The 26581-nt window shown below is 60.4% G+C and carries 31 protein-coding genes, 1 tRNA gene and 3 pseudogenes; 10 read left to right on the top strand and 25 right to left on the bottom strand.

Annotated features, from left to right (window positions below; genetic code table 11):
- Positions 1–236: 236 nt before the first annotated feature.
- Positions 237–312: transfer RNA gene (locus tag AACO21_RS14710), tRNA-Thr, on the bottom strand.
- 91 nt (positions 313–403) lie between these two features.
- Between AACO21_RS14710 and murJ the strand changes: the two genes are divergently transcribed.
- The 5 genes and pseudogenes from murJ to AACO21_RS14685 all read left to right on the top strand — a co-directional run.
- Entirely contained in the window at positions 404–1954 is a 1551-nt protein-coding gene (gene murJ, locus AACO21_RS14705) for a murein biosynthesis integral membrane protein MurJ (RefSeq protein ID WP_346193278.1), read from the top strand.
- A gap of 20 nt (positions 1955–1974) precedes the next feature.
- A complete protein-coding gene (locus tag AACO21_RS14700) occupies positions 1975–2601 on the top strand; it encodes a YbhB/YbcL family Raf kinase inhibitor-like protein (protein WP_346193277.1) in 627 nt (208 codons plus the stop codon).
- 13 nt (positions 2602–2614) lie between these two features.
- Complete coding sequence (locus tag AACO21_RS14695) at positions 2615–3292, top strand: transglutaminase-like cysteine peptidase (RefSeq protein ID WP_346193276.1); 678 nt, start codon at positions 2615–2617, stop codon at positions 3290–3292.
- Positions 3293–3303: 11 nt separating this feature from the next.
- Positions 3304–5184 (top strand): annotated as a pseudogene (locus tag AACO21_RS14690) (EAL domain-containing protein); the annotation flags it as partial.
- A gap of 21 nt (positions 5185–5205) precedes the next feature.
- Positions 5206–5451, top strand: a pseudogene (locus AACO21_RS14685) (IS3 family transposase); the annotation flags it as partial.
- 174 nt (positions 5452–5625) lie between these two features.
- Here the strand turns inward: AACO21_RS14685 and AACO21_RS14680 are convergent.
- The 10 genes and pseudogenes from AACO21_RS14680 to AACO21_RS14635 form a co-directional block, all read right to left on the bottom strand.
- The gene (locus AACO21_RS14680) at positions 5626–5961 is read right to left on the bottom strand and encodes a prepilin-type N-terminal cleavage/methylation domain-containing protein (RefSeq protein WP_346193275.1); all 336 of its coding nucleotides are present in this window, start codon (positions 5959–5961) and stop codon (positions 5626–5628) included.
- A 269-nt stretch (positions 5962–6230) separates the two neighbouring features.
- Positions 6231–6332, bottom strand: a pseudogene (locus tag AACO21_RS14675) (prepilin-type N-terminal cleavage/methylation domain-containing protein); the annotation flags it as partial.
- A gap of 153 nt (positions 6333–6485) precedes the next feature.
- Positions 6486–7190, bottom strand: coding sequence for an FHA domain-containing protein (locus AACO21_RS14670; RefSeq protein ID WP_346193274.1), 705 nt, complete (start codon positions 7188–7190; stop codon positions 6486–6488).
- Between the two features lie 10 nt (positions 7191–7200).
- Entirely contained in the window at positions 7201–8028 is an 828-nt protein-coding gene (locus tag AACO21_RS14665) for a Stp1/IreP family PP2C-type Ser/Thr phosphatase (RefSeq protein WP_346193273.1), read from the bottom strand.
- Complete coding sequence (locus AACO21_RS14660; protein ID WP_346193272.1) at positions 8025–8987, bottom strand: ornithine cyclodeaminase family protein; 963 nt, start codon at positions 8985–8987, stop codon at positions 8025–8027. The genes AACO21_RS14665 and AACO21_RS14660 overlap by 4 nt, the downstream gene beginning before the upstream one ends.
- Before the next feature lie 10 nt (positions 8988–8997).
- Complete coding sequence (locus AACO21_RS14655) at positions 8998–9699, bottom strand: TerC family protein (RefSeq protein ID WP_346193271.1); 702 nt, start codon at positions 9697–9699, stop codon at positions 8998–9000.
- 77 nt (positions 9700–9776) lie between these two features.
- Positions 9777–10670, bottom strand: coding sequence for a succinate--CoA ligase subunit alpha (gene sucD / locus AACO21_RS14650; RefSeq protein ID WP_346193270.1), 894 nt, complete (start codon positions 10668–10670; stop codon positions 9777–9779).
- An 11-nt stretch (positions 10671–10681) separates the two neighbouring features.
- Positions 10682–11842, bottom strand: coding sequence for an ADP-forming succinate--CoA ligase subunit beta (gene sucC / locus AACO21_RS14645; RefSeq protein WP_346193269.1), 1161 nt, complete (start codon positions 11840–11842; stop codon positions 10682–10684).
- A gap of 136 nt (positions 11843–11978) precedes the next feature.
- The gene (locus AACO21_RS14640) at positions 11979–13358 is read right to left on the bottom strand and encodes an MATE family efflux transporter (protein ID WP_346193268.1); all 1380 of its coding nucleotides are present in this window, start codon (positions 13356–13358) and stop codon (positions 11979–11981) included.
- A complete protein-coding gene (locus tag AACO21_RS14635) occupies positions 13342–14043 on the bottom strand; it encodes a fumarylacetoacetate hydrolase family protein (protein ID WP_346193267.1) in 702 nt (233 codons plus the stop codon). The genes AACO21_RS14640 and AACO21_RS14635 overlap by 17 nt, the downstream gene beginning before the upstream one ends.
- A 117-nt stretch (positions 14044–14160) precedes the next feature.
- On the opposite strand from AACO21_RS14635, the gene AACO21_RS14630 reads away from it, so the two are divergent.
- Complete coding sequence (locus AACO21_RS14630) at positions 14161–15105, top strand: hypothetical protein (protein WP_346193266.1); 945 nt, start codon at positions 14161–14163, stop codon at positions 15103–15105.
- Between the two features lie 57 nt (positions 15106–15162).
- Here AACO21_RS14630 and AACO21_RS14625 read toward each other — a convergent pair whose 3' ends face one another.
- The gene (locus tag AACO21_RS14625) at positions 15163–15909 is read right to left on the bottom strand and encodes a Nif3-like dinuclear metal center hexameric protein (RefSeq protein ID WP_346193265.1); all 747 of its coding nucleotides are present in this window, start codon (positions 15907–15909) and stop codon (positions 15163–15165) included.
- Between the two features lie 16 nt (positions 15910–15925).
- On the opposite strand from AACO21_RS14625, the gene AACO21_RS14620 reads away from it, so the two are divergent.
- Complete coding sequence (locus AACO21_RS14620) at positions 15926–17083, top strand: Do family serine endopeptidase (RefSeq protein ID WP_346193264.1); 1158 nt, start codon at positions 15926–15928, stop codon at positions 17081–17083.
- A 3-nt stretch (positions 17084–17086) separates the two neighbouring features.
- Positions 17087–17890, top strand: a complete 804-nt coding sequence (locus tag AACO21_RS14615; protein ID WP_346193263.1) for a class II glutamine amidotransferase — start codon at positions 17087–17089, stop codon at positions 17888–17890.
- A gap of 92 nt (positions 17891–17982) precedes the next feature.
- Here AACO21_RS14615 and tatC read toward each other — a convergent pair whose 3' ends face one another.
- The 10 genes from tatC to hisB are packed head-to-tail and all read right to left on the bottom strand — an operon-like array spanning position 17983 to position 23283.
- The gene (gene tatC, locus AACO21_RS14610) at positions 17983–18777 is read right to left on the bottom strand and encodes a twin-arginine translocase subunit TatC (protein WP_346193262.1); all 795 of its coding nucleotides are present in this window, start codon (positions 18775–18777) and stop codon (positions 17983–17985) included.
- Positions 18774–19154, bottom strand: a complete 381-nt coding sequence (gene tatB, locus AACO21_RS14605) for a Sec-independent protein translocase protein TatB (RefSeq protein WP_346193261.1) — start codon at positions 19152–19154, stop codon at positions 18774–18776. The genes tatC and tatB overlap by 4 nt, the downstream gene beginning before the upstream one ends.
- Before the next feature lie 50 nt (positions 19155–19204).
- Positions 19205–19435 carry a Sec-independent protein translocase subunit TatA gene (gene tatA, locus AACO21_RS14600; protein WP_346193260.1) on the bottom strand — a complete coding sequence of 77 codons (231 nt, stop codon included), beginning with the start codon at positions 19433–19435 and terminating at the stop codon, positions 19205–19207.
- A 16-nt stretch (positions 19436–19451) separates the two neighbouring features.
- Complete coding sequence (locus AACO21_RS14595; RefSeq protein WP_346193259.1) at positions 19452–19802, bottom strand: histidine triad nucleotide-binding protein; 351 nt, start codon at positions 19800–19802, stop codon at positions 19452–19454.
- Positions 19799–20125: a phosphoribosyl-ATP diphosphatase gene (locus AACO21_RS14590; protein WP_346193258.1), complete on the bottom strand. Its 327-nt coding sequence runs from the start codon at positions 20123–20125 to the stop codon at positions 19799–19801. Before AACO21_RS14590 ends, AACO21_RS14595 begins: the two co-directional genes overlap by 4 nt.
- Positions 20122–20520 carry a phosphoribosyl-AMP cyclohydrolase gene (gene hisI, locus AACO21_RS14585; RefSeq protein ID WP_346193257.1) on the bottom strand — a complete coding sequence of 133 codons (399 nt, stop codon included), beginning with the start codon at positions 20518–20520 and terminating at the stop codon, positions 20122–20124. The genes AACO21_RS14590 and hisI overlap by 4 nt, the downstream gene beginning before the upstream one ends.
- Positions 20520–21281 carry an imidazole glycerol phosphate synthase subunit HisF gene (gene hisF / locus AACO21_RS14580; protein ID WP_346193292.1) on the bottom strand — a complete coding sequence of 254 codons (762 nt, stop codon included), beginning with the start codon at positions 21279–21281 and terminating at the stop codon, positions 20520–20522. The genes hisI and hisF overlap by 1 nt, the downstream gene beginning before the upstream one ends.
- On the bottom strand, positions 21278–22018 hold the full coding sequence (gene hisA / locus AACO21_RS14575; protein ID WP_346193256.1) for a 1-(5-phosphoribosyl)-5-[(5-phosphoribosylamino)methylideneamino]imidazole-4-carboxamide isomerase: 741 nt from the start codon (positions 22016–22018) through the stop codon (positions 21278–21280). Before hisA ends, hisF begins: the two co-directional genes overlap by 4 nt.
- A 37-nt stretch (positions 22019–22055) precedes the next feature.
- The gene (hisH, locus tag AACO21_RS14570) at positions 22056–22697 is read right to left on the bottom strand and encodes an imidazole glycerol phosphate synthase subunit HisH (RefSeq protein WP_346193255.1); all 642 of its coding nucleotides are present in this window, start codon (positions 22695–22697) and stop codon (positions 22056–22058) included.
- Entirely contained in the window at positions 22690–23283 is a 594-nt protein-coding gene (hisB, locus tag AACO21_RS14565; RefSeq protein ID WP_346193254.1) for an imidazoleglycerol-phosphate dehydratase HisB, read from the bottom strand. Before hisB ends, hisH begins: the two co-directional genes overlap by 8 nt.
- 77 nt (positions 23284–23360) lie before the next feature.
- Between hisB and hisC the strand changes: the two genes are divergently transcribed.
- Positions 23361–24431, top strand: coding sequence for a histidinol-phosphate transaminase (gene hisC / locus AACO21_RS14560; protein ID WP_346193253.1), 1071 nt, complete (start codon positions 23361–23363; stop codon positions 24429–24431).
- Entirely contained in the window at positions 24428–24643 is a 216-nt protein-coding gene (locus AACO21_RS14555) for a hypothetical protein (RefSeq protein ID WP_346193252.1), read from the top strand. Before hisC ends, AACO21_RS14555 begins: the two co-directional genes overlap by 4 nt.
- Before the next feature lie 11 nt (positions 24644–24654).
- Here AACO21_RS14555 and AACO21_RS14550 read toward each other — a convergent pair whose 3' ends face one another.
- From AACO21_RS14550 to AACO21_RS14540, 3 genes are read right to left on the bottom strand one after another with little or no spacing between them, the layout of a single operon-like run.
- Positions 24655–25488: a putative RNA methyltransferase gene (locus AACO21_RS14550; RefSeq protein WP_346193251.1), complete on the bottom strand. Its 834-nt coding sequence runs from the start codon at positions 25486–25488 to the stop codon at positions 24655–24657.
- 8 nt (positions 25489–25496) lie between these two features.
- Positions 25497–26015 carry a chromate transporter gene (locus AACO21_RS14545; protein WP_346193250.1) on the bottom strand — a complete coding sequence of 173 codons (519 nt, stop codon included), beginning with the start codon at positions 26013–26015 and terminating at the stop codon, positions 25497–25499.
- A complete protein-coding gene (locus AACO21_RS14540) occupies positions 26012–26575 on the bottom strand; it encodes a chromate transporter (protein ID WP_346193249.1) in 564 nt (187 codons plus the stop codon). The genes AACO21_RS14545 and AACO21_RS14540 overlap by 4 nt, the downstream gene beginning before the upstream one ends.
- Positions 26576–26581 lie beyond the last annotated feature (6 nt).

Here is a 26581-nt window from a genome sequence, read left to right as displayed (position 1 = left end):
TGGCAGAGGTGCGGCTTATTTTGCATGCTCGAACTGGAGCCTGTCCGGAATTTTGTGTGGAACCGCTATTGGCTTGCGTTCTGCTGAGCGGCAATTCCGGCCGAAATGCTAATTCAAACACCCAAGCCTCAGTACCAAAGTATTAAGCGAATGGAGCAACCAAGGAGCAATAAACCATAAAACAAAAAGGCCAACCCAAATGGGTTGGCCTAAATGCTTGAAATTCCAGAATTCTTTGGTGCCGTTGAAGTGAATCGAACACTCGACCTACTGATTACGAATCAGTTGCTCTACCAACTGAGCTACAACGGCATCCTTTTGCCAGCGACTTCCGGAAGTGGTCGTCGTCAGCAGAGCGTAGAATTATAGCTTTTTCTTGGCCGAAGAGGCAACGCTCTACACCATGAATCTCCTTCGCGCGCTGGCCACGGTCAGTGGAATGACCCTGCTTTCCCGTGTACTCGGCTTTGCCCGGGACTTCGTCATTGCACGCACCTTTGGTGCCGGCATGGCGACCGATGCCTTTTTTGTTGCCTTCAAACTGCCCAACCTGCTGCGCCGGATGTTTGCCGAAGGGGCGTTCTCGCAGGCTTTTGTCCCGATCCTCGGCGAATACAAGAACGCCCGTGGTGATGTGGAAACTCTGCGTCTGATCGATCACGTCTGCAGCCTGCTCTCGATGGCCCTGTTTTTCATCACGGCGCTGGGCATTGCGGCGGCGCCGATTCTGGTCTGGATTTCAGCTCCCGGCTATGTCAATGAGCCAGGCAAGTTCGAGCTGACGGTCACCCTGACCCGGATCACCTTTCCCTACATTCTGTTCATGTCGCTGGTCGCCCTGGCCGGTGGCATCCTGAATACGTGGAGCCGCTTTGCCATCCCGGCCTTCACACCCGTCCTGCTCAACCTCGCCTTCATCGGCATGGCCCTGTTTGCCGTGCCCTACTTCGACCCGCCGGTTCTGGCGCTGGCCTGGGCGGTTTTCATCGGGGGCTTGCTCCAGCTCGGTCTGCAGATTCCGGCCCTCCGGCGCATCCGCATGCTGCCCCGCCCCAGTTTCAAATTGCGGGAGGCCTGGGCCGATCCCGGAGTCCGCCGCATTCTGGCGCTGATGGGTCCGGCGCTGATCGGCGTTTCGGTGTCTCAGGTCAGTCTGCTCATCAATACCATCTTCGCCTCCTTCCTGGCCACAGGGAGCGTGTCCTGGCTGTATTACGCCGATCGGCTGATGGAGTTTCCGTCAGGCATGCTAGGGGCCGCGCTCGGCACGATCCTCCTGCCCTCCCTGTCGCGTTGTCACGCCACGGGCGACCAGGCGGAGTACAGCCGACTGCTGGACTGGGGGCTGCGCCTGACGCTGTTGCTTGCCATGCCGGCAGCGCTGGGCCTCTGCATCCTTGCCGTACCGCTGATAGCCACGCTCTTCCACCACGGTGCATTTTCTGCCGATGATGTCTTCCGAACCCGGGAAGCCCTGGTGGCCTACGCAATCGGCTTGACCGGTCTGATTCTGGTCAAAGTTTTAGCCCCCGGCTTCTACGCACGCCAGAACGTCCGCACCCCGGTAAAAATCGCCCTGATTTCGCTCACGGCCACACAATTGATGAACCTGGCCTTCATCGGCTGGCTGGCTCATGCCGGCCTGGCACTGTCGATTGGCCTAGCGGCCTGCCTAAATGCTGTGCTGCTTTATCGCGGCCTCCGTCAACAGGCTATTTACACGCCCCAGGCGGGCTGGACCGTCTTCACCGCAAAACTTGTCGTTGCACTCTTTGTCATGGGTGGCGCACTTTACTTCGGCATGGGCCAGGAGGGGCAATGGCTTGCCGCCAGCTTCAGCCAACGCACCCTGCATTTATGCTGGCTGGTTCCCCTTGGCGCAACAGCGTATTTCGCTACACTATGGCTATTGGGCTTCCGACTGCGCGACTTCCGCCGCCAGGCAGCCCGCTGACTGTTACCGGAGAGAGACTGATGAAACTGACCAGCAGCAGCTTTACCGATGGCCAGCCCATTCCGGGCAACTTTGCGTTCTGCATTCCTGACCCGACTCGCCACGTCTGCCTCGGGAAAAACCTGAATCCGGCCCTGAGTTGGACAGATGCACCGGCGGATACGCGCTCCTTTGTGCTGATCTGCCACGACCCGGATGTTCCCAGCAAAGGGGACGACGTGAACCAGGCGGGACGAACGGTACCGGCGAGCCTGCCCCGCGTCGATTTCTTCCATTGGGTGTTGGTGGATCTGCCGGCGACGGTCAACCACATTCAGGCAGGCGAATTCAGCAACGATGTTGTTCCGCGCGGCAAGCCCGGCCCGCAAGCGGCACACGGCAGCCGGCAGGGCGTCAACAATTACACGGACTGGTTTGCCGGCGATAACGACATGCGTGGGGATTATTACGGCTACGACGGCCCCTGCCCCCCGTGGAACGACGAGATCATCCACCATTACGTTTTTACCGTGTATGCGCTGGATATCGAGCAACTTCCGGTTCAAGGGCGTTTTGGCGGCCCGGATGTTCGCGCGGCGATGGCGGGCCATGTGCTGGCGCAAGCCAGCCTCACCGGCACCTACACGCTAAATCCGGCACTCGCCTGAGGCGAGTCACCCGGTGAACGGCGCACTGTCCCGGCTTGGGCATCGACTGGTCAGCGTCCTTCTGGCGCTGACCAGCTTGGTGCTGGTCGTCCACAGTATCGCCGGGCTCGATTTTGACCGTCTGCAGCAAACCTTAACCACGCGTTTTGGCAGCAATCAAATCGCCCTGTTTAACGACTGGCGACTGATGCTGAACGACGGGCAACGCCTCTCCGAAACGGAGCGTCTGGTGCGCGTCAATGATTTCTTCAACCGCCGGATGCTCTTCGATGACGATATCCGCACCTGGCGGCAAACCGACTATTGGGCCACCCCCATCGAATTCATCGGGCAAGGTGCGGGCGACTGTGAAGACTTTTCCATCGCCAAGTACTACTCACTGATTGCGCTGGGCATTCCCATCAGCAAGCTTCGGCTGGTTTATGTCAAAGCCTTGCAAAATGGCCCGGGCGGCCCCATTCAGCAAGCACACATGGTGCTTGCTTACTACGCCAAGCCCAGCGCCGATCCGCTGGTCTTGGACAATCTGGTGGTGGATATCCGCCCCGCGTCGCAACGCAGCGACCTCTCCCCTGTTTTCAGCTTCAACAGCGCCGGCCTCTGGATGGGGACCGGCAACCAAAGCAGCAAAAGCAACCTCTCGCGCTGGCAGGATCTGCTGGCCCGTGCGAGAGCAGAAGGTTTCGATTGAGGTAATCCGTCATGTCCCTGTTTCGCCAAATCTGGCTCGCCGTCATCACCGCCACCCTGCTCGCCTTCGCCGGCAGCTTTGTGGCCAGCATGCTGACCGCCCGGACGTATCTTGAGCAACAGCTCGCCACCAAGAACAACGATAACGCGGCCACCCTGGCGCTCTCCATGTCACAGCAGAGCAAGGATCCGGTCACGGTGGAACTGCAACTGGCGGCCGTATTCGACAGCGGGCAGTACGCAAGCGTCCGACTGATTGACCCGGAGGGAAAAACCCAAATCGAACGCAGCAGCCCGCCGATGGCCGGCGACGTGCCGGAATGGTTTGTCCGGATATTCCCGATCAGCTCCCGCCCCGGCAGTGCTCAGGTGACCGATGGCTGGAGCCAGGTTGGCACCATCGAGCTCGTCAGCCACAGCCATTTCGCTTACGAAGAACTCTGGCGCGGCGGCATGCAGCTTCTCGCCTGGTTCCTGATCGGCGGGACGCTCCTTGGTTTTCTTGGCATGCGTTTCCTGGGACGGATCAAACGCCCGCTCGATGCTGTCGTCGGTCAGGCCAAGGCCATCAGCGAACGTCGTTTTGTCAGTATTGATGAACCCGCTGTCCCGGAGCTCAAAAGCGTGGCGAGCGCCATGAATGCGATGGTCCAGCGCGTGAAAGCAATGTTCGACGAAGAGGCACAACGCTTGGAGCAAGTTCGCCGGGAGGCCACGCTAGATGCACTCACCGGACTGGCCAACCGCAGCTATTTCATGAATCAGCTGGACAAAGCCTTGCATGCCGACGATGCGCTGGCTGACGGCAGCCTGCTTATCCTGCGCATTGCCGACCTGGCGGGCATCAACCGTCATGCCGGTCGAGAAACGGCCGATGCGGTCCTCCGCCGGATTGGGAGTGCCATTGCCCAGATTGACGACGACAGCCAGATGTTTACCGGGGCGCGTCTCAATGGCGCCGATTTCGCACTCTTGATGCCGGGACTCGATGATCCCTCGCCGTATGCAGAACTGCTGCTGCGAGAGCTTCGGGAACTGTCGGCGGCAGGCCTGATCGAGCAGGAAGGGGTGGGACATATCGCCACCCTGACCTATGCACACGGCCAATCGATCTCACAACTCCTGGCCCAACTGGATGCCGCACTGGCCGCAGCGGAGCAACAAAGCAATCTGGGATGGTGCAAAGCCGAGACCGAAACCAGCGGCACCCCGACCTCGAACGCAGACTGGAAGCGCCTGCTGGAAGGGGCAATCACCACCCAGCGCTTGCGCCTGATCGAATTCCCCGTCGCCGCCAACGACGGAGGGCTGCTGCATCTGGAATGCCCACTCCGCCTCCAGGCCGACGAAGACGGCGAATGGCTAGCAGCAGGCCGCTTCATGCCCATGGCCAGCCGACTGGCAATGACCAGCGACCTCGACCTGGCTGCAGCACGACTGGCCTTACAACGACTCAAGCGTGAAAGCGGATCGGTTGCGGTCAACCTCTCCGGCGAGTCGATTTTGAACCCAGCCTTCGTCACCCAACTGACGGCCTTGATTCAGGAGAACAAAGACAGCGCCAAACGCCTCTGGCTGGAAGTCTCCGAAATCGGTGCATTCCAGCACTTCGACGCCTTCCGCGCCTTCTGCCAAGCCATCCGCCCCTTTGGCTGCCGCCTCGGCATCGAACACTTTGGCCGCCAGTTCAGTGAAATCGGCAAGCTGCACGATATCGGCTTAGATTACCTGAAAGTCGATAGCAGCTTCATCCGCGCCATCGACCAAACCCCGGGCAATCAGGCCTTCCTGAAAGGCTTGTGCTCAATTGCACACGGGATTGGACTGACAGTGATTGCGGAGGGGGTACAGACAGCAGAGGAATTAAAAACATTGCCCACCCTAGGATTTGATGGTGCAACGGGGCCTCGAGTGTCAGTAAGTTAAAGGGACTGCTACGACAATGCGATCGCAGAGAGCTTCTTTCAGTTGCTCAAGCGCGAGGGTATCCGTCGCAAGGTCTGTTTCGACCGTGAGAAGGCAACGCGTGATGACTTCAGTGACGTCTTCAATTACATCGAAATGCTCTACAACCCGAAACGTCGTCACAGTCATGCCAACGACGTTTCTCTGGTAGCGTTGGAAAAGCAGTATTTCAACCGACTGCAGCGTGCCTGGTAGCGCCGGAGCGATTTACTGAGTCAACTCATCACCACCATAGACAATCAAATAAAAAGCCCGATGAAAATATCATCGGGCTTTTTCCCCATCAGTTTTAAAACTCATTCAATCTCAGCATTGCCAAACACGTAACTCGCTTTGGGCCCGCAAATATCGTTGAGCTTTAAACGCAGATTACGGCTTAAGCTTACAGGTACCAGAAGTCATGTCGCACTCAACATCCTTGGTACCCGGCGACTTCTTCGCAAAAGTAATGGTGCCGCTCAGCGCAGTCGGCGCGGCAGCCAAGGAGGTGCAGGCCGAAGCAGTATAAGCGGGCACAGCTTCAGCTTGGGTCAAGGCGATGAAAGCCGCATTTGCATAGGCCTTACCTTCTGCCAAACACCCGTTATTAGCACCCTTGATCGTGTAATCCTTATAGGCCGGCAAAGCGACCGCAGCCAGAATACCGATGATGGCAACAACGATCATCAATTCGATCAGGGTAAAACCTTTTTGCATCTTGTTCATAAAAAATCCTTAACAGAAAAGAGACTAAATCAAGCTTACGGCTTGAGCTTGCAGGTGCCAGATGTCATATCACATTCAACACCTTGCGTTCCAGGGGACTTCTTTGCAAAAGTGATGGTGCCGCTCAGTGCAGTCGGTGCCGCAGCCAGAGAGGTACAAGCAGACGCAGTATAAGCCGGAACGGCTTCACCCTGAGTCAGGGCAATAAAAGCTGCGTTAGCGTAAGCCTTGCCTTCGGCAAGACAACCATTATTAGCACCTTTAATCGTGTAATCCTTATAGGCAGGCAGCGCAACGGCAGCCAAAATACCGATGATGGCAACAACGATCATCAATTCGATCAGGGTAAAACCTTTTTGAACTTTGTTCATGAGCATCTCCTGAAAAGTGACAGCGAAAATTGCTGACTGAGCATTACTAAACACTTTTCGTGCCAAGGCAGACAGGTCGATTTTATGGGCTAGTCTCTTAGCCCCCCTGCAAAATGTGACAAAAATCGTCACTCACCGCCAAAAACCGACACGTCATACCCTCAGAAAAAACCCCATCTTCACCCCCGCGATCTCCAGCACATCATGCTCAGCAAGCTGGCACCCTTGAGCATCAATGGGCTGACCGTTAACCGTCGGAAAGGTCGCACCTTCAACGTGCGTGACGAAGTAACCAGCAGGACGACGGGCGATCACCGCGACCTGAACACCCGGCTTGCCCAGGGTCGTAATGTTCTTCAGCAACTCCAGTTCCTTACCCACATTCGGGCCATTGAGCACCTGAATCACGCCCAAACGTGCCGCCTCGGCGCGATTGCGGATGCCCGTCGAAATCAGGTGGCTACGCGGCGCATCTTCTTCAATTCTTAGATCTTCAGAGCGAATTGCAGAGTCGGTGGATGAGCGGGAAGCTGTCATGGAACGTGCCAGATCAACTTCGACGGGAAGATTCGTATCCGCCACGTATTTGAGGGAATACTTTCCCAATTCGATGATGTCGTTATTGCGCAGGACGTGCTTCTTGATCGGCTGACCATTCACCAAGGTGCCGTTGGTACTGTTCAGGTCTTCCAGGAATGAGTCGTTAAGAATCGTCACCACCGCGGCATGCTCACCGGAGATGGCCAGGTTGTCGATCTGAATATCGTTATGCGCCTTGCGGCCGATGGTCAGCCGCGTCTGCTCAAGCTGCACTTCCTTGAGCACCAGGCCGTCCATCGAGAGGATCAATTTCGCCATTGCATCTTCCTCAATATTTCAAACGATCCATCAGTCGCTGCCACCAACCAGCCCCTGCCGGTTCGTTACGGTCGACCTCGACCAGGACCACGGAAATATTATCCCGCCCCCCCGCCTCGTTCGCGAGGGAGACAAGGCGTTGCCCCCGCTGCGCCAGGGTATCTTCAGGGGCCAGCAAAGCGTCACGGATTTCCGTGTCGTCCAGCATGTCATTCAAGCCATCGGAACACAATAAATAGAGATCGCCGGGCGCGACCTCATATTCCCCGATTTCGATCTCGATCTCCGGCTCGACGCCGAGAGCCCGCGTGACCAGATTCTTGTTATCCGCGTAACGCGCCTCTTCTTCACTGATGATGCCAGCATCGATCTGAATCTGAAGCAGAGAATGGTCTTTGGTCAGCCGCGAAAGTTCGCCGGCACGCAGGCGATAAAGCCGGGAATCGCCAAGATGCGCCACGCTCAGGTGACCGCGGTAAAAACAGCACGCGACCAGCGTTGTCCCCATGCCGGCATACTGAACCTCCCGCAAGGACAAGCTGAGCACCTCGTGATTCACTGCGGCAATATCGCGCGTCAGCGCCTGCCTTACCCATGAGGCCGCGCCCTCTCCAGCCATCTCTACCGCGCCGGCCCGCATAAATTCGCCCAGCCGCCCCCCCAGGAGGGAGACCGCCATCCCGGAAGCCACTTCTCCCGCGTTATAGCCCCCCATCCCATCGGCCAAAATCGCCAGCCCGGCATCCGGATCGATATGGACAGCATCTTCGTTTTGCTCACGGACCCGCCCCGGGTCCGTCACTGCGCTCATGGTCAGCCAGTGCATCGCGCTCATCATGACTCCATCTGCAGGGGCCAATTCTGCCCGAGCCCGGCCAACTCGGCCGCATCCAGCACGCGCTTTGCAAGCGCCAGATCCTGAATGGCCAGCCCTTGCGACTCAAACAAGCTCATTGCCTGATCATCCACCCGCCCCGGATGACGGCCAATGATGATATCGCCCAACTCGACCAATTGCCGGGCATGCAAGCGCCCCTTTTCCAAAAGCGGCAACAAGTCCCCCGCTTCAGCCAAGGCGGTGGGAATCGAATCCACGACAATCGGCGCACAGCGCCGAATGACGGCCTCACTGATTTCCTGGCGGATCAGCGCGTTCGATCCGGCCCCATTCAGATGGACACCGGGCTTGAGCCAACCCTCCTGAAACAGCGGTGTCGCAGACGTGGTGACCGTCCCGACAATATCGCTCTCACGGACTGTCTCTTCGGGATTGCTAGGACGTACCCGGACGCCCATTTCAGTTTCAAGGCGCGCGCAAAAGTTCGTCAGTTTGTCCGCATCTCGGGCACAGACTTTGATGCTTTGCATGGGCAATGCCGCACACAAGGTACGAATGTGACCTTCAGCCTGCCAACCCGCGCCAAAAACCCCTGCCACAACACTCCCTTTAGGTGCCAAATAGCGACTGGCCACGGCACTCGCCGCCCCCGTGCGCATCATCCCAAGGAAATCCGCCTCCAGAACGCCCCGTAAAACACCGGTTGCCGAATCGAAAACGTGCACAAGAAAACGATTTCCCGAGCGGTTGCTGGTATATGCCTTGTAGCCGATCACGCCCTGAGCTGGCAGGGCGCCTTGCAGAATATGCAGGACTGTTTGCGGCAATCTGCTGCGCGCCCGCGGCACATCCACTGCGAGCCCTTCAGCCAGATCGCGATGCGCGGACTCAACCGCCTCCAGCGCCATCTCGACGGTCAACAGCTTACGGACATCCTTTTCCGACAAATAAAGCGCCACGCGCTCCCCCTTACACAATCGTCACATCTTGCTGCGCCAGGATGCGCCGCTCCAGCCAGCGCCCAAGCCCGACCACCAAGAAGGCGCCAGCGGCCCCCACCGCAGTCGCGCTCCAAGCGGGTAGCGCAGGGAGTAACCCCGTCACTCCCGGATCCGTCATGATCATGACACCCGCCACGTAGCCCAGCAAGGCAGCCCCCAACACGACGATGATGGGGAAACGCTCCATCCAGTGCATGATCAGCTGGCTCGACCAAACGATCAGCGGAATGCTGACCAGCAAGCCAAATAACAACAGGGCAATGCTACCGTGCGCAGCACCGGCCACACCAATGACATTGTCAATGCTCATCACAAAATCGGCAACAATGATCGTCTTCACCGCCCCCCAAAGATGCGCAGAAGCCTCGATATCGTGTCCGTCTTCCTCTTCAGGGACCAAGAGTTTGACCGCAATCCAGAGCAGCAATACCCCGCCCAGCAGTTTCAGCCAGGGCAAGCCCATGACCAAAGCCGCCCCTGCAGTCAAAACAACACGCAACAAGACGGCGCCAGCCACGCCCCAGAAAATCCCCTTTTTGCGCAAATCCGGCGCGAGATTACGGCACGCCAAAGCAATTACAACAGCATTATCGCCAGACAAAACAAGATCAATCAGGATAATCTGGCCAACGGCCAGCCAAAATGCAGCAGAGGTAAAATCAAGTTCCATAACACGCCAAGGCCCGTTACAAGGGCAAAAAAAAGGCGGGCACATGGCCCGCCTTCTGGTGGAGTCCAGCCCCGATTTTACAGCATGGCCTTGAGCAGCTTGGCCATTTCGGACGGGTTCTTGGTGACCTTGAAGCCACACTCTTCCATGATGGCGAGCTTGGCATCGGCGGTATCAGCACCACCGGAGATCAGGGCACCCGCGTGGCCCATACGCTTGCCGGCCGGTGCGGTCACACCAGCGATGAAGCCGACGATCGGCTTCTTCATGTTGGCCTTGCACCACTGGGCAGCTTCGGCTTCGTCCGGACCGCCGATTTCGCCGATCATGATGACGGCGTCCGTATCCGGATCGTCGTTGAACATCTTCATGACGTCGATGTGCTTCAGACCGTTGATCGGGTCACCACCGATACCGACGGCGGAGGACTGGCCGAGGCCCAGTTCGGTCAGCTGACCCACGGCTTCGTAGGTCAGCGTGCCGGAACGGGAAACGACACCGATACGACCCTTCTTGTGGATGTGACCCGGCATGATGCCGATCTTCACTTCGTCCGGGGTGATCAGGCCAGGGCAGTTCGGGCCGAGCAGCAGGGTCTTCTTGCCGCCCTTGGCTTCCTTCTCCTTCATCTTGTTGCGCACCATCAGCATGTCGCGGACGGGGATGCCTTCGGTGATACAGATGGCCAGATCGAGGTCGGCTTCAACAGCTTCCCAGATCGCGGCAGCGGCACCAGCCGGCGGCACGTAGATGACGGACACGGTCGCGCCGGTTTCAGCGGCAGCTTCCTTGACCGAAGCGTAGATGGGGATATTGAAGATGGACTCGCCAGCCTTCTTCGGGTTCACGCCGGCAACGAAGCACTCCTTGCCGTTTGCGTATTCCTGGCACTTTTCCGTATGGAACTGACCGGTCTTGCCGGTGATGCCCTGGGTGATGATCTTGGTGTTTTTGTTGATCAGGATAGACATTCGGTAGCTCCTTACTTGACCGCAGCAACGATCTGGGTGGCGGCCTCAGCCATGGAATCGGCAGAGATGATGGGCAGACCGGAATCCTTCAGGATCTTCTTGCCCAGATCTTCGTTGGTGCCCTTCATGCGGACGACCAGCGGTACGGACAGGTTGACTTCCTTCGCGGCAGCAACGACGCCGGTCGCGATGGTGTCACACTTCATGATGCCGCCGAAGATGTTGACCAGAATGCCCTTGACCTTGGTGTTCTTGAGCATGATCTTGAAAGCTTCGGTGACTTTCTCGGTCGTGGCACCGCCACCGACGTCGAGGAAGTTGGCCGGCTCGGCGCCGAACAGCTTGATGGTGTCCATCGTGGCCATGGCCAGACCGGCACCGTTCACCAGACAGCCGATGTTGCCGTCCAGGGAGATGTAGGCCAGGTCGAACTTGGAGGCTTCGATTTCGTCCGCATCTTCTTCGTCCAGATCGCGCATGGCGACGATTTCTTCCTGACGGTACAGGGCGTTGGAGTCGAAGTTGAACTTGGCGTCGAGCGCCTTGACGGTACCGTCGGCTTCGTGGATCAGCGGGTTGATTTCAGCCAGGGAAGCGTCGGTTTCCATGTAGCAGGTGTACAGCTTCTTCAGCGTGTCGACACACTGCGGAATGGAGGCTTCCTGCATGCCCATGCCCTTGGCCAGGGTCAGTGCCTGCTCGTCGGTCAGGCCAACCAGCGGATTGACGAAGACCTTGACGATCTTTTCCGGGGTCTTGTGAGCGACTTCCTCGATGTCCATACCACCTTCGTACGATGCCATGATGGCAACGGACTGGGTCGCGCGATCAGTCAGTGCAGCAACGTAGTATTCGTGCTGGATGTCGGCGCCTTCTTCGATCAGCAGGTGACGAACCTTCTGGCCTTCCGGACCGGTTTGGTGCGTGACCAGTTGCATGCCCAGAATCTGGCTTGCGTATTCGCGCACTTTTTCCAGGGAGGTTGCGACCTTGACGCCGCCGCCCTTGCCACGGCCACCAGCGTGAATCTGAGCCTTGACGACCCAGACCTTGCCGCCCAGGGTTTCAGCTGCCTTGACCGCGTCTTCCACGGTGGTGCAGTGAATCCCGCGCGGAACCGTAACGCCGAATTTCTTCAGGATTTGTTTGCCCTGATATTCGTGAATTTTCATGCGCTTTCCTTGCGTTTAGTTGAGTTGCGAGCAATGGACGGTGGCCGTAGTTCCCCCCGACCCCGCCCGGTTATACCGTCTTGAACTGAAAATGTTACCACACTCGAAAAAAATTATTGCAGGTCAAAATTCATAATTACGGAGTCGATTCCGTGGCTTGCATCACTTTCCAGAGCATGGGCAGCAGCATCGCAGCGAGAATCACCAGACTGATCACGGAGGCAAGCCAGAAACCGGCCACCCCCATAGGGGCTGGCGACCAGTAGCACAACCAAGCCCCGCCCAACAAACCCACGCCCCAAAAACAGACAATTTGCGCCAGCATCGGCAGAAATGTGACCCGATAAGCACGCAGCGCATGCGCTGCCAATGTCTGCAGCGCATCGAAAAACTGGTAAATCGCAATGTAGATCACCAATGCGGCAGCAATCTCGGCCACCTGCGGGTCATTGGTGTAAGCCTGAACCAGGGCCTGGGTCCACCACCACAACACGCCGCCGATGATGAGGGCAGCCCCGGCGGAGAAATAGAGGGAAACCCGGACAGTCAGCCTGGCCAGGGCCAAATTCCGCCCCCCGACCGCCCGACCAATGGCAGCCATGGCTGCAATGCCCAGCGAGAGCGGAAGCATGTAAGTGAGCGCAGATAAATTCGCCACAATGCGATGGCCAGCGACAACACTGGCACCCAGCGACGCAACAAATAACGCAACCAGCGTGAATGCGGTGATTTCAATCAGGTTCGACATGCCCATCGGCAAGCCCAGGCGCAGCAGTTCGCGCCAGGTGCGCCAGCGCGGCCCCTGCCACTGCGCGAAGGGATGGAAACGCTCAGCCAGGGTGCTGCGCGCCAGATACACGCCAGCCAGCATGCATGCGCCCCAGGCAATCACGATATTCGACAGCGCACAGCCCTCGACCCCGCTCACGCCGGGGACCCAGCCGGACACAGCCAGCCCCCACGCCAGCAGCGTATGCACCCCCAGGCTCCCCACGCCGATCAGCATCAGCACACGCGGCGCACCCAAGGCATTGCAGAAGGCATAAAACGTCCGATAAAACAGGGCTGCGGGCAGCCCCCAGGCCAGCAAAGCCAGATAAGCCCGCACCTTGGCCTCGACCAATTCATCCATCCCCGCCCCGCGGATCAGCCAGTCCGGCCACAGCAGCAACAGGCACCCTGGAATACAGAGCAAGAGCGCCAGCCAGAAGCCCTGCTGCAGGACCCCGGCCACCTCCCGATCGCGTTGCGCCCCATGCAAATGGGCAACCACGGGTGCCACCGCCTGCAAAATTCCGACCAACCCGAAAACAATCGACACATGGACCCCCCCGCCGATCGCGACGGCGGCCAGGTCAGCTGCACTCACATGGCCAAGCAGCGCCGTATCCACCACCATCATGCCGATCGAGGAGAGCTGCGCCACCAAGACCGGCAGGGCATGGCTCAACAGGGCACGCAGGATTGCCCATGCCCCAGGTGGCGGAGCCGACTGCGCCTCAGCGAATCGAGACACGCAAGGTTCCGAGCCCATCGACACCCGCCAGCAACTGATCGCCCCGCGCCAGGGGGCCAACCCCAGAGGGCGTCCCGGTGTAGATCAGATCGCCTGCAGCCAGACTGACCAGGGTCGACAGATTGGCGATCACAGCCGCCACATTCCAGAGCATGTCCGCGAGGTCACCACGCTGCCGCCGTACGCCATTCACCTCCAGCCAGATCGCGCCCTGCGTCAGCAGCCCCGTGCCCTCTCGCCGGCTCAAGGGGCCGCACACAGCCGACTGGTCAAAGCCCTTGCTCATATCCCAGGGATGCCCCTTTTCCTTGGCGCGCGCCTGCATGTCCCGGCGCGTCAGATCAAGGCCGATGCCGTACCCGAAAATCGCGGCTTGCGCCTGGTCGACCGTCAGATTCGCCCCGCCTGCAGACAAGGCAACCACCATTTCCACCTCATGATGCAGATTGGCCGTCGCCGGCGGGTAATCCACCATGAGCGCCCCCGCCCCCGTAACCAAGGCATCGCTGGGCTTCATGAAGAAAAAAGGCGGCTCCAGGCCGGTCGCCTGATCCACTGCGCCCATTTCCCGTGCATGTTCGGCATAATTTCGCCCGACACAAAAAATACGCCGAACGGGAAAATCTGCGCCCTCATTTCGGACAGGAACGGTCGTGATCGAATGCGGCTCGAAGACAAAAGACATGGCACACACTCCGTGCAAAAGACGGCAGTGTGCATTTTTTTACATGGCGACGCCAACTCGATGCTACATTCAGCAGGCCTCGCTTATCCCTTGTTCGTCCGCGCCAAATCACTTTTCATGACAAAGGCAATTTTTCGCCCGTTTCTTGCCAGCCTCCTGCTGGCCGCGCCCCCCGCCATGGCGGCAGGCGTTGGCGATATCGCCCTGTTGTCACGGCTGGGCGAACGCCTGCAAGCTGAAATCACCCTGCAACTGAACGGCCAGGAAACCCTCGACGCGAGCTGTTTCAGCCTGCGCGCCGGTGATGCCGGCGATTTACCTGCGGTCACTCGCGCCCGGATTCGACTCTGGCGTAACGAATCCAGCGCAAAGCTCCTGATCGAGGGACAAGCGCCGCTCCTGGACCCGCTGGCCCTGCTGCGACTACAAGCCGGCTGCGGACTGGGCTGGCAACGTGATTACATTCTGGCGCCGGACAGCCCCAGCCCAACGCAAAACCAGCCGCTCATCGTCCCGACCAGCCGGGCACCCGCAGCGATGAGCGACCCTGCGCCCATCCCCTCGCCTTCCGCCTACACTGCCGCGCCCCCCGCCAAGGAGCGCAAACCACCGCAGAAGGCCAGCAGCCCCCCGGCTGCCAAGCCACGGGCCATGCCGCCAGCGAACCCGGCCCCGGAGCCAGCCGGCCCCCGCCTTCAATTGGGTGCACCACCCGCCGATCTCGCGGCCAATCCGGCTCAGGCACAGGTTGAAGAGATGGAAATCCGCATGCTGCGCATGGAGGACAGCCTGCACTCACTGAAAAGCGAAGTCGACAAGCTCCACGAAGCGGTAGAAACCGGCGCCCGGGCCGCACAAGCGCGTCATGAACTGCAATTGGCGCAGCAACTTTCGCTCCCGCAGGCCAGCCCCGACATCGGCACAGCAGCCCCCGTCGCCCCCGCGCGCACCGGCGGCATTGACTGGATGGCGTTGCTCCTGGCCGCACTGGGCGGTGGTCTCATTTCATCCATCGTCGCGGCAATTTTGATTCGCCGCAGCCTGTCCCGCCCCCGTTCCTGACCGCCCACACGGAGCCACCAGGCCACCTCTGGCCCTCGCGGCCCCATACAGCGTCGCTCAAACCGGATTGGCGATATCAATGAATTCGCATTGAACGGGGAAATTTGCCTGTAAATGGGCTGCCAGCGCCCGCGCGCCAAAGCGCTCTGTCGCATGATGCCCGCAGGCCAAATAAGCCACCCCGCTCTCGCGTGCCAGATGCACAGTCTGCTCGGAAATTTCACCCGACAGGTAGGCATCCACACCCAAGGCAATCGCCTGTTCGAAATAGCCCTGCGCACCACCGGAACACCAGGCCACACGGCGCACCGGGCGTGCGCCCTCGCCGATGACCAGCGGGGTCCGCCCCAGCACCGTGGCCAGTTGCGCGGCCAGGGCATCCACCGTACTCGCTGTCGGCAGGCTGCCGACCCAGGCGATCTGCTGATCGCCAAAGCGCCCTTCCGGCTGCCAGCCCATCTGCTGCGCCCATTGGGCGTTGTTACCCAGTTCCGGATGGGCATCCAGCGGCAGATGGTAAGCAATCAGGTTGATGTCGTGCCGGATCAGCGCACCGAGGCGTTGCCGGCGCATGCCGGTAATCCGCCCATCCTCGCCTTTCCAGAAATAGCCGTGGTGGACCAAAATGGCATCGGCCTGACGGTCGACCGCCGCATCCAGCAAGGCCTGACTGGCCGTGACACCGGCCACGATCCGCCGGATCTCGTCCCGACCTTCCACTTGCAGCCCGTTTGGGCAATAATCCTTGAAAAGTCCCGGTTGCAGCAGGCTTTCCAGATAATTCATCAATTCTTCACGTTTCATCACTTCGGACACTTTCATGCAGAGGTTGTGGCTGATTTTTGCACAAACGGTCACCGTTGCGCTGGCAATCATCTTTGTGGTCGGCACGCTGAAGCCGGAATGGATGCCCCAACGGACGCAGAGCGTGGCCTTGCGCGAAGTGGCTCCCGGCACGGATGAGAACACGCCCCCGCCGGCCGGCTCCTTCCGTGATGCCGCCCGCACCGCCCTGCCGGCCGTGGTGCATATCTACACCACCAAGGAAATCCGTACCCCGCGGCATCCGCTTTTTGAAGACCCGATTTTTCGTCATTTCTTCGGCGAACGTCCGGACGGCCCCTCCCAACGCAACTCCGGCCTCGGCTCCGGCGTGATTGTCAGCCCCGAAGGCTACATCCTGACCAATTTTCATGTGGTGGAATCAGCCGACGACATTCAGGTCGCACTGAACGACGGCAAAACCTACAAGGCCAAACTCATCGGCAGCGACCCGGAGTCCGACCTCGCCGTGCTCCGCATCAAGACAGAAAAGCCCTTGCCGGCCATCGTCTTCGGCCAGATGGAAAGCCTGCGTGTCGGCGATGTTGTCCTTGCCATCGGCAATCCCTTTGGCGTCGGCCAGACGGTCACGATGGGGATTGTCTCCGCCCTCGGACGTTCGCACCTCGGCATCAACACCTTTGAGAACTTCATTCAGACCGATGCCGCGATCAACCCCGGCAATTCCGGTGGTGCCCTGGTCGATGTCGCGGGCAACCTGATCGGTATCAACACCGCCATCTACTCGCGGACTGGCGGCTCGCACGGCATCGGGTTTGCCATTCCCGTTTCCAGTGCCAAGAGCATCATGGAGCAGATCATTCGTCAGGGGGCCGTGACACGCGGCTGGATTGGCGTCGAAGCGCAGGAAATCACCAGCGAACTGGCGGAATCGTTTGGTCTGCCCGATACGGAAGGCGCCCTGATCGCCGGGGTCGTGCGGGGCAGCCCGGCAGACACTGCCGGCATTCGCCCCGGCGACGTCCTGCTGGCTGTTGCCGGCAAACCGGTCAAGGACCCGCAAGTCATGCTGGACCTGATTGCCAGCCTGCGCCCGGATGAACGCGCCAATTTCCGGCTGCGGCGCGACCGCAACATCCTGGAAGTGCCGGTGCGTATCGGAAAGCGCCCGCCCATCCGCGCCGAGCGAGACTAGGTCATGTGCCAGCTATTGGGGATGAACTGCAACGTCCCGACCGACATCTGTTTTTCCTTTACCGGTTTTCAGGCCCGTGGCGGCGCAACGGATGTGCACTCCGACGGCTGGGGAATCGCTTTTTTCGAGGGTAAGGGCACCCGCCTCTTCCTCGATCCGCAACCCTCCTGCACCTCCCCTGTCGCAGAACTGGTGCGCGCCTACCCGATCCGGTCGACCAACGTCATCGCGCATATCCGCAAAGCCACGCAAGGCGCCATCGGGCTGGAGAACACCCACCCCTTCATGCGCGAGCTCTGGGGCCGGTACTGGATCTTTGCCCACAATGGCAACCTGATCGACTTCGCCCCCACCCTCGACGGCAGCTTCCTTCCGGTTGGCCGAACGGACAGCGAGCGCGCCTTCTGCTGGCTGCTCCAGTCATTGCGTCAACGTTTCGGACACGAGGCACCGGCCATGCCGCTGCTTTTTGAGGAAATTCAGCGGTTGACCGTCAGGATTGCCCAGCACGGCGAATTCAATTTCCTGCTCTCGAATGGCGACTGTCTGTTTGCGCACGCCTCGACCCGGCTGTCCTATATCGTGCGCCAGGCGCCCTTCAGTCAGGCCCATCTGAGCGACCAGGATGTGACCATCGACTTCGACGCCGTCACCACGCCGAACGACCGTGTGGCGGTGATCGCCACCCAGCCGCTGACCGACAATGAGCACTGGACCACCATGGCGCCAGGCACCCTGTGGTGGTTTGAGGATGGGGAAGCGGTCCGACACAGCGCCACGCTGCCCGGCCCGGAAAAGAAACGCTGAACGCACGCCGTTCAGCGGCATGCGCGCGGTCGCCGCTTGCAGAAGGGAATCCGACCCAAAGCTGAAAGCTCAGATCAAAAAGCCCGGCGGAATTACTTATCGGAGAGTTGGCGGAACTGGGCCTCTGCCGCATCCATTTCGGCATCCGCCGGGGTGTTGACCGTCGGGCTGCTGACCATGCGCGAGGCCAATATCCCCAGTTCGTACAGCAGGCACATCGGAATGGCCAGCGCCAACTGAGACACCACATCCGGCGGCGTCACGACGGCCGCGACGACAAAGGCACCGACGATGAAATAGGAGCGCCACTCTTTCAGCTTTTCAACCGTCACCACGCCCAGCTTGACCATGACCACCAAGGCCACCGGCACCTCGAAGGACAGGCCAAAGGCCATGAACATGGTCAGCACGAACGAGAGGTAAGCCTCGATATCCGGCGCCGGCGTGATGCTCTTGGGAGCAAAGCTGGCGATGAAGTGGAAAACCTGCCCGAATACGAAGAAGTAGCAAAATGACATGCCCATCAGGAAAAGCACGGTGCTCGAAATGATCAGCGGGATCCCGAGTCGCTTCTCGTGGGCATACAGCCCAGGCGCAACGAAAGCCCAGGCCTGAAACAGGATGTACGGCAAGGCAAAGACAAAAGCGACCATGCCGGTCACTTTGAGTGGCACCATAAACGGCGTGATGACGCCGATCGCCACCATTTTGGTGCCTTCAGGCAGGGCCTGCGTCAGCGGCGCGGCCAGCACATCGTAAATCACCCCCGGGCCGGGATAGATGCACAACCCGACCATGATCACCGCAATGGCGATCAGGCTGCGCAACAGGCGGTCACGCAGCTCGATCAGGTGCGAGATAAAGGATTCTTCTTGAGTGTCGCTCATGCCGCGGGCTTGTTCTGATTTTCAACGGCCGGCGCTGTCGCATCGACCACTGCCGGCGAAGCCACCGACTCCAGTTCGGCAACAGCCGCCTGAGCTTCATGCACAGGGGCCTCCAGCGCCGTCTTGGCGGCATCGAACTCCTGGCGCACCGACGACTCCAGCGCACGCGCCGAATCGGTCACCTGCGACTGCAGCTTTTTCAGCTCATCCAGCTGAATTTCGCGGTTGATGTCCGACTTCACGTCGTTAACATAACGCTGCGCCCGACCCAGCAGGTGGCCGAGGGTGCGCGCCACCTTGGGCAGGCGTTCAGGACCGATAACGACAAGCGCCACAATCCCGATCACGAGCAGTTCTGAAAAGCCGATATCGAACATGATGCGTTCAAGACCGACGCCGGGGCGGCGAAATCCGCCGCCGCGTCACGTCAGGACTTGGTCTTTTCCTTCACGTCGACATCGATGGTCTGACCGCTCACCTGCTGCGGCTGCGCCGGGGCTTCAGCCGCCTTGTCAGCCGTGGCTTCCTTCATGCCATCCTTGAAACCCTTCACCGCACCGCCCAGATCCTGGCCGATGTTGCGCAGTTTCTTGGTACCGAAAACGAGCATGACGATGACCAGAACGATCAGCCAGTGCCAGATGGAAAAGCTGCCCATGAATGTCTCCTAAACCTTAGAGTCGTTTCAGCATCGGCCCGACCGGGTCCGGTCCGCCGACGATATGCGCGTGCAGGTGCGGGACTTCCTGCTGCCCGACGCGCCCAGTATTGATGATCACACGGAAGCCATCCGGGCTGCCTTGAGCGACCGCAATTTCATTGGCCCTGACGAGGATGCGACCGAGCACGGCCTGATCGTCCACCGAGACCGTCGCCAACGAGGTGATGTGCTTCTTCGGAATGACCAGGATATGCACCGGACGCGCCGGATGAATGTCCTTGAAGGCAAGGATATCGTCGTCTTCATAAACCTTGGAAGACGGGATTTCCCCTGCCACGATCCGGCAGAAGAGGCAGTCGCTCATTTCTGGGCCCGGGCCGCTTTTTCGTCGATGCCGGAGATGCCCTCACGGCGACGCATTTCCTGGGAGACATCTTCGATGGACAGGCCATAGAAGGCCAGCAGGACGAGGATGTGATAGATCACATCGGTCGATTCCCAGACGATCTTCAGGCGCTTGCCTTCCTTGCCGGCCATGATCAGTTCAGCGCACTCTTCGCCGATTTTCTTCAGGATGGAATCCGGACCTTCGGAAAAGAGCTTGGCGGTGTAGGACTTCTCCGGATCGGCATTGCGGCGGGAGGCCAGCGTCTCGGAGAGACGATGCAGAATGTCATGCGTGCTCATTGGTAAATATCCTTCGGGTCTTTGATAACCGGATCAACAGGCACCCAGCGGTCCCCGTTCAATTCATGGAAAAAGCAGCTTTCACGGCCGGTGTGGCAGGCAATGCCGCCCACCTGCTCGATTTCGAGCAACAGGACATCACCGTCGCAATCGGTGCGGATACTCCGCACCTTCTGGAAATGGCCGGACTCTTCGCCCTTGCGCCACAGGCGCTTGCGGGAGCGCGACCAATACACGGCATTGCCGCAGGCCAGCGTTTCCTGGAGCGAATCGCGATTCATGTAGGCAAACATCACGATGCGCCCGCTGGCATCCTGGGCAATCGCCGGAATCATGCCATCGGCGTCCCACTTGAGCGCGTCGAGCCAGGGCAGTGACGGATCGAGATCAGCCATCAGAGTCGTACTTCAATACCACGGGCTGCCATGTGTTCCTTGGCCTGACGCACCGTGTATTCGCCGAAATGGAAGATCGAGGCGGCAAGTACCGCATCCGCACGGCCGAGCGAGACACCGTCGGCCAGATGATCGAGATTGCCGACGCCGCCGGAAGCGATCACCGGAATTTTGACGGCATCGGAGACCCCGCGGGTCAACGCCAGATCAAAGCCATTTTTCGTGCCGTCCCGGTCCATACTGGTCAGCAGGATTTCTCCCGCCCCCAGGGCTTCTACTTTTTTGGCCCATTCGATGGCATCGAGCCCGGTATCGTTGCGGCCACCATGGGTGAACACATGCCACTGGTTCGGGCCAACCTGCTTGGCGTCGATCGCCACCACGATGCACTGGGAACCGACCTTGCTCGATGCATCGAACACGAGATCCGGATTCTGGACAGCCGCCGTATTCATCGAGACTTTGTCCGCACCGGCATTGAGCAAACGGCGCACGTCTTCCACCTTGCGCACGCCGCCACCCACCGTCAGCGGAATAAAGACTTGTTCGGCACAGGCTTCGACGATATGCAGGATGATGTCGCGCTGATCGCTGGAGGCCGTGATGTCGAGGAAAGTGACTTCGTCTGCGCCCTGCTCGTTGTAGCGCCGGGCGATCTCGATCGGGTCGCCCGCATCGCGCAGACCGACGAAGTTGGTGCCTTTGACGACACGGCCAGCCGTGACGTCCAGGCAGGGAATGATTCGTTTGGCGAGCATCAGGCGCCCAGCTCGTCGGCCAGATCCTGCGCCGCCTTGAAGTCGAGCGAGCCATCATAGACGGCACGACCGGCAATGGTACCGACCACGCCTTCGCCCTCGACGGCGCACAGATTGCGGATATCGTCGAGATTGGAAAGACCGCCGGAGGCGATCACCGGAATGGTCAGCGCCTGGGCGAGGCGCACCGTCGCTTCGATATTGAGCCCGGACAGCATGCCGTCACGCCCGATATCGGTGTAGATGATGGACTCCACGCCGTAGTCCTCGAACTTCTTGCCGAGATCGACGACATCGTGACCGGTCAGCTTGGACCAGCCATCCGTGGCCACCTTGCCATCCTTGGCGTCCAGGCCAACGATGATATGGCCGGGAAAGGCGGTGCAGGCATCGTGCAGGAAGCCCGGGTTCTTGACCGCAGCGGTGCCGATGATGACATAGGACAAACCGCCGTCCAGGCAGGCTTCGATGGTGTCGAGGTCGCGGATACCGCCGCCGAGCTGGACCGGAATGTCGTCACCGACTTCGGCGAGGATCGCCTTGATGGCGGCGGCATTCTTCGGCTTGCCGGCAAAGGCGCCGTTCAAGTCAACCAGATGCAGGCGACGGGCGCCCTGACTGACCCAATGACGGGCCATTTCGGCGGGGCTGTCGGAGAACACGGTGGCCTGTTCCATCAGGCCTTGCTTCAGACGGACGCACTGGCCGTCCTTGAGATCGATGGCGGGGATAATCAGCATGGGGATTCAGCGGGAAGGAACTCGGGGAAACGTCCGGTTACGGACGCCATTCGACGAAGTTTTTCAGGAGTTGCAGGCCGTCGCGAGCGCTTTTCTCGGGGTGGAATTGAACCGCGAAGATATTATCCCGCCCCACCGCACAGGTAAAGGGGATGCCGTACTCGCATGTACCGGTCGTCAGGGCCGGATCGACATGCTGTACACAGTAGCTGTGCACGAAATAAAAACGGGAACGATCGGCGATGTCGCGCCACAGGGCATGCGGCACCTGAATGACTTCGTTCCAGCCCATATGCGGAACTTTCAGACGGGCACCGCTACGGTCGACCATCTGCGCATCGGGAAAACGCTTCACCTCACCCGGGAAAATCCCCAGGCCAGGCACATTGCCTTCTTCGCTGTGCTCGAAGAGCATCTGTTCACCGACGCAAATACCGAGAAAAGGCTTGTCCTGCGCAGCCTGGATCACGGCGTCGCGCAGGCCACGCGCTTCGAGTTCGCGCATGCAGTCGGGCATCGCGCCCTGACCGGGAAAAACGACACGTTCGGCGGCAGCGACAACGGCGGGATCGGCAGTCACCACCACGGCGCGATCGCCGGCCACATGTTCAAGGGCCTTGGAGACGGAACGCAGGTTGCCCATGCCGTAGTCGATGACGGCAATCACCGGCTTAGCCATTCAGCGTCCCCTTGGTCGACGGGGTGATCCCGGCCATGCGGGCATCCGGCGTCACCGCCATGCGCAACGCGCGACCGAAGGCCTTGAAGATGGTCTCGGCCTGATGATGCGCATTTTTGCCGCGCAGATTATCGATGTGCAGCGTCATCCCGGCATGGTTCACCAGACCGTGGAAGAATTCGCTGAACAGATCGACGTCAAAACTGCCGATCACGGCGCGGGTATACTCGACGTTGTATTCCAGACCCGGACGGCCGGAGAGGTCGATGACCACACGCGACAGGGCCTCGTCCAGCGGCACATAGCTGTGACCGTAACGGGTCAGGCCTTTCTTGTCGCCCCAGGCCTTGGCCAGCGCCTGCCCCAGGGTGATGCCGAGGTCTTCGACCGTATGGTGAGCGTCGATATGGAGGTCACCCTTGGCGACGATATCGAGGTCGATCAATCCGTGACGGGCGATCTGGTCCAGCATGTGATCGAGGAAGGGCACGCCGGTATCGAACTTGCCCTGGCCGGTGCCATCGAGGTTGAGGCGCACGGTAATCTGCGTCTCGAGGGTATTACGGGTAACTTCGGCTTGCCGCATGGCTGGTCGCTGAAAACGTTGTAACAGTCGGGCATGATACCATTTCAGACTCTTCTGATGCCTTTTCCGAGTAGCCAATGAGCCGTTTCTGGAGCCCGGTCGTCCGCGACCTTACCCCTTACGTGCCGGGCGAGCAGCCCAAGATCGCCAACCTGATCAAGCTCAACACCAACGAGAACCCGTATCCGCCGTCGCCCAAGGCTGTGGCGGCCATGCAGGCCGAGCTGGGTGAGGACGGCGCCCGTCTGCGCCTTTATCCGGACCCGAACGCCGATCTGCTGAAACAGGCCGTTGCCCGCCGCTACGGCGCCACGCCGGATCAGGTCTTCGTCGGCAACGGTTCGGACGAGGTGCTGGCGCACGCCTTCCTGGCCCTGCTCAAGCACGATGCGCCGATTCTCTTCCCGGACATCACCTACAGCTTCTACCCGGTGTATTGCGGCCTGTACGATATCGATTACGAGACCGTGCCGCTGGCCGAGGATTTCACCCTGAATGCCGCCGATTACGCCGGTCGACCGAACGGGGGCATCATTTTCCCCAACCCGAATGCGCCGACCGGCCGCGTGCTGGCCCTCGATGCCATTGCCGACATTGCCCGCGCCAATCCGGATTCGGTGGTCGTGGTCGACGAGGCCTACATCGACTTCGGCGGCACGACGGCGATCCCGCTGACCCGCCGCTTCGATAACGTGCTGGTCATCCACACGCTCTCCAAATCCCGCTCGCTGGCCGGCTTGCGCGTCGGTTACGCGATCGGTCATCCGGCGCTGATCGAAGCCCTGGAGCGCGTCAAGAACAGCTTCAACTCCTATCCGCTGGATCGTCTGGCCATCGCCGGTGCCGTCGCGGCCATCGAAGATGATGCCTGGTTTGCCGATTGCTGCCGCAAGGTGATCGCCACCCGCGAGACGCTGACGGCCGAGCTGACTCAACTGGGTTTCGAGGTGCTGCCGTCCGGCGCCAACTTCGTCTTTGCCCGCCACCTGGGGCGCGACGCCGGCGAACTTGCCAAGGCTTTGCGCGAACGCAGCATCATCGTGCGCCACTTCAAGCTGCCGCGCATCGATCAGTTCTTGCGCATCACGGTCGGCACCGATGCCGAATGTACCGCGCTGACTCAGGCACTGGGCGACATCCTGGCGTGAGCGACGCGACCATCCTCTGGCGCCGCCCGGATGGCAGCATCGTCGCCTGCACCGAGAAGATCAAGGTCCTGCGGGAAAACCTCGAAGAACTGCGCCAGATGGCGCAGGACGCCTTCGAGGATGCCCTGCTGATGGAGTGCGAGGAAAGTCAGATCCGCGCCGTTTTTCTGGAAGTCATCAGCGGGCTGGTCAATCCTTACCAGCCCGACTGAGCCGTCCGCTTTTACACGCGCCGGAAACGGCGGAAAACGACATCGACCGTCAGGTCGAGCGCCGTCAGGGCCGCTGCGCGCGCCCGGCCGTCCGGTGGCGCGCGATACAGGTGCGGTGTCATGACCAGGAGATCGCTGATCGTCGCGTTGTCGCCCAGACGGATGGGGAAGCGCAGCGTCTCTTCCGACACCGGCACAAAGGCCTCTCCGATGGTCAACGTCGATTCACGGGGCGTTTTCAGGCGCGGATAAATGATCTCGCGCAACTCGCGCAGATGGTCCTGCCCGGCATCGACCATCAGGAGCTCGCCGCCGCTTTTCAGCACCCGCGCGAACTCGTCGAAGACCGGAAAGCCGAACAGGCACATCAGCCTGTCCAGCGTCCCGGAGACAATCGGCAAGGCGGCATTGGTCCCGACCAGCCAGCGCGCCTCACGCTGCGCCTTGGCCGCCGCAATCACCGCCCATTTCGAGATATCGAGCCCGACCGCCTGCACATCGCAGCCCGCCGCTGCCGCCCGCGCCAGCACGGCATTCAGGTAGAACCCTTCGCCGCAACCGGCATCGAGACAGGCACGCTGCTCCCCGGCGACAACATCCGCCAGCGCCCAGTCGGCCACCTTATCCGCAATCGGTTGATAGAAGCCGGCACCCAGATAGCGCCGGCGTGCCGCGACCATCTCCTTGCTGTCGCCCGGATCCAGCGAACGCTTGCGCTGCACCGGCAAGAGATTGAGATAGCCTTCTCGCGCGACGTCAAAACAATGCCCGGCGGGGCAGCGCCAGCTGTGGGCCTGTTGCGTCAGCGGCGCGCCGTCGAGCGGGCAAGAGAGCGCATTGAACATCGTCAGCCTCACACTCCGCCCAGCGCACCCAAGACCGCACCCACGCCGATGAACCACAAGGGATGCAGCTTCAGACGCGTATTGGCCAGGGCAGCCAGTCCAACCAAGGCCCAGGCCGCCGGGCCAAAGCCGGCCGCCATCCCGATACGGGTCGCGCCGGAAAAAATCAGCCCCACCGCCAGCGGGGCGACACCCAGGCTGATCGCCTGCTGCCAGCGCTTGCCGGCAAAGCCTTCCCAGCGGTCAATCAAGAGGTAGATCAGGATGCTCATCGGCAAGCACATGGCCAACGTGGCCGCCAACGCACCGCCCAGCCCGGCGACTTCCCAGCCAATCAAGGTCACGACCAGGACATTCGGTCCGGGCGCAGCCTGCGCAATGGCGTACAGATGAGTGAAGGTCGCGTCATTCAGCCAGTGATGCTGCTCGACCACCACGCGATGCATTTCCGGCAGCAGGGCGGTGGCGCCACCGAAGGCGACAAAGGAGAGCAGTGCAAAATCCAGAAAGAGTTGCAGGACGATCATCGCCGCCCCAGATGCCAGTACGCCACGGCGCCGGACAGGACCAGCCCGCCCAGCATGACCGCCGGCAAGGGCCAGCGCAGGAAAGCCACGGCGGCGACGGTCAACACCGTAAAGGGCAGAAAAATCGCCCGCGCCTTGAGGGCCGTCCCCATGCGCCAGGCCATGGCAAACAGGAGGCCCACGCCGACCCCCGCAATGCCGCGCAACATGCCCTGCACCATCGGCAGGTGACCCCAGTGGTCATAGAGCATGCCAAGCAGCAACACGACCAGAAACGGCCCCAGCAGCAACCCGAGCGGCGCCACGATGGCCCCGGCCCAGCCGCGATACTGCTTGCCCACCACCACGGCGAGATTGACCACATTCGGCCCCGGAAGGAACTGACAGAGTCCCAGTTGCGTATTGAACGCATCCGCCGTCATCCAGCGCCGCTCCTCCACCAGCATGCGGCGCGCAAAGGGCAGGACGCCGCCAAAGCCGGACAAGCCCACGGTGGAAAAGGCGAAAAAAAGCGCCCGGAGATCCGGGCGGTTTTCTGGAGGCGGCTGTCCGACGGTCAACCTGGT

Origin of the sequence: Dechloromonas sp. ZS-1, from assembly GCF_039649255.1 — a bacterium.
GTDB lineage: Bacteria > Pseudomonadota > Gammaproteobacteria > Burkholderiales > Rhodocyclaceae > Azonexus.
Note: the sequence above shows the minus strand (reverse complement) of the source record. Positions and strands in the feature narration are given on the sequence as shown.

Coding starts and splice junctions, on each gene's coding strand:
- AACO21_RS14550 (WP_346193251.1), bottom strand. CDS start 25,488: ATGTTCAATGCGCTCTCTTGCCCGCTCGACGGCGCGCCGCTGACGCAA.
- AACO21_RS14680 (WP_346193275.1), bottom strand. CDS start 5,961: ATGAACAAGATGCAAAAAGGTTTTACCCTGATCGAATTGATGATCGTT.
- sucC (WP_346193269.1), bottom strand. CDS start 11,842: ATGAAAATTCACGAATATCAGGGCAAACAAATCCTGAAGAAATTCGGC.
- AACO21_RS14620 (WP_346193264.1), top strand. CDS start 15,926: ATGCAGAGGTTGTGGCTGATTTTTGCACAAACGGTCACCGTTGCGCTG.
- tatA (WP_346193260.1), bottom strand. CDS start 19,435: ATGGGCAGCTTTTCCATCTGGCACTGGCTGATCGTTCTGGTCATCGTC.
- AACO21_RS14590 (WP_346193258.1), bottom strand. CDS start 20,125: ATGAGCACGCATGACATTCTGCATCGTCTCTCCGAGACGCTGGCCTCC.
- tatB (WP_346193261.1), bottom strand. CDS start 19,154: ATGTTCGATATCGGCTTTTCAGAACTGCTCGTGATCGGGATTGTGGCG.
- AACO21_RS14630 (WP_346193266.1), top strand. CDS start 14,161: ATGACAAAGGCAATTTTTCGCCCGTTTCTTGCCAGCCTCCTGCTGGCC.
- AACO21_RS14615 (WP_346193263.1), top strand. CDS start 17,087: ATGTGCCAGCTATTGGGGATGAACTGCAACGTCCCGACCGACATCTGT.
- sucD (WP_346193270.1), bottom strand. CDS start 10,670: ATGTCTATCCTGATCAACAAAAACACCAAGATCATCACCCAGGGCATC.
- tatC (WP_346193262.1), bottom strand. CDS start 18,777: ATGAGCGACACTCAAGAAGAATCCTTTATCTCGCACCTGATCGAGCTG.
- AACO21_RS14670 (WP_346193274.1), bottom strand. CDS start 7,190: ATGGCGAAATTGATCCTCTCGATGGACGGCCTGGTGCTCAAGGAAGTG.
- hisA (WP_346193256.1), bottom strand. CDS start 22,018: ATGCTGATTATCCCCGCCATCGATCTCAAGGACGGCCAGTGCGTCCGT.
- AACO21_RS14655 (WP_346193271.1), bottom strand. CDS start 9,699: ATGGAACTTGATTTTACCTCTGCTGCATTTTGGCTGGCCGTTGGCCAG.
- hisB (WP_346193254.1), bottom strand. CDS start 23,283: ATGCGGCAAGCCGAAGTTACCCGTAATACCCTCGAGACGCAGATTACC.
- hisC (WP_346193253.1), top strand. CDS start 23,361: ATGAGCCGTTTCTGGAGCCCGGTCGTCCGCGACCTTACCCCTTACGTG.
- AACO21_RS14545 (WP_346193250.1), bottom strand. CDS start 26,015: ATGATCGTCCTGCAACTCTTTCTGGATTTTGCACTGCTCTCCTTTGTC.
- AACO21_RS14665 (WP_346193273.1), bottom strand. CDS start 8,028: ATGATGAGCGCGATGCACTGGCTGACCATGAGCGCAGTGACGGACCCG.
- hisH (WP_346193255.1), bottom strand. CDS start 22,697: ATGGCTAAGCCGGTGATTGCCGTCATCGACTACGGCATGGGCAACCTG.
- AACO21_RS14635 (WP_346193267.1), bottom strand. CDS start 14,043: ATGTCTTTTGTCTTCGAGCCGCATTCGATCACGACCGTTCCTGTCCGA.
- AACO21_RS14700 (WP_346193277.1), top strand. CDS start 1,975: ATGAAACTGACCAGCAGCAGCTTTACCGATGGCCAGCCCATTCCGGGC.
- AACO21_RS14625 (WP_346193265.1), bottom strand. CDS start 15,909: ATGAAACGTGAAGAATTGATGAATTATCTGGAAAGCCTGCTGCAACCG.
- AACO21_RS14595 (WP_346193259.1), bottom strand. CDS start 19,802: ATGAGCGACTGCCTCTTCTGCCGGATCGTGGCAGGGGAAATCCCGTCT.
- hisI (WP_346193257.1), bottom strand. CDS start 20,520: ATGGCTGATCTCGATCCGTCACTGCCCTGGCTCGACGCGCTCAAGTGG.
- murJ (WP_346193278.1), top strand. CDS start 404: ATGAATCTCCTTCGCGCGCTGGCCACGGTCAGTGGAATGACCCTGCTT.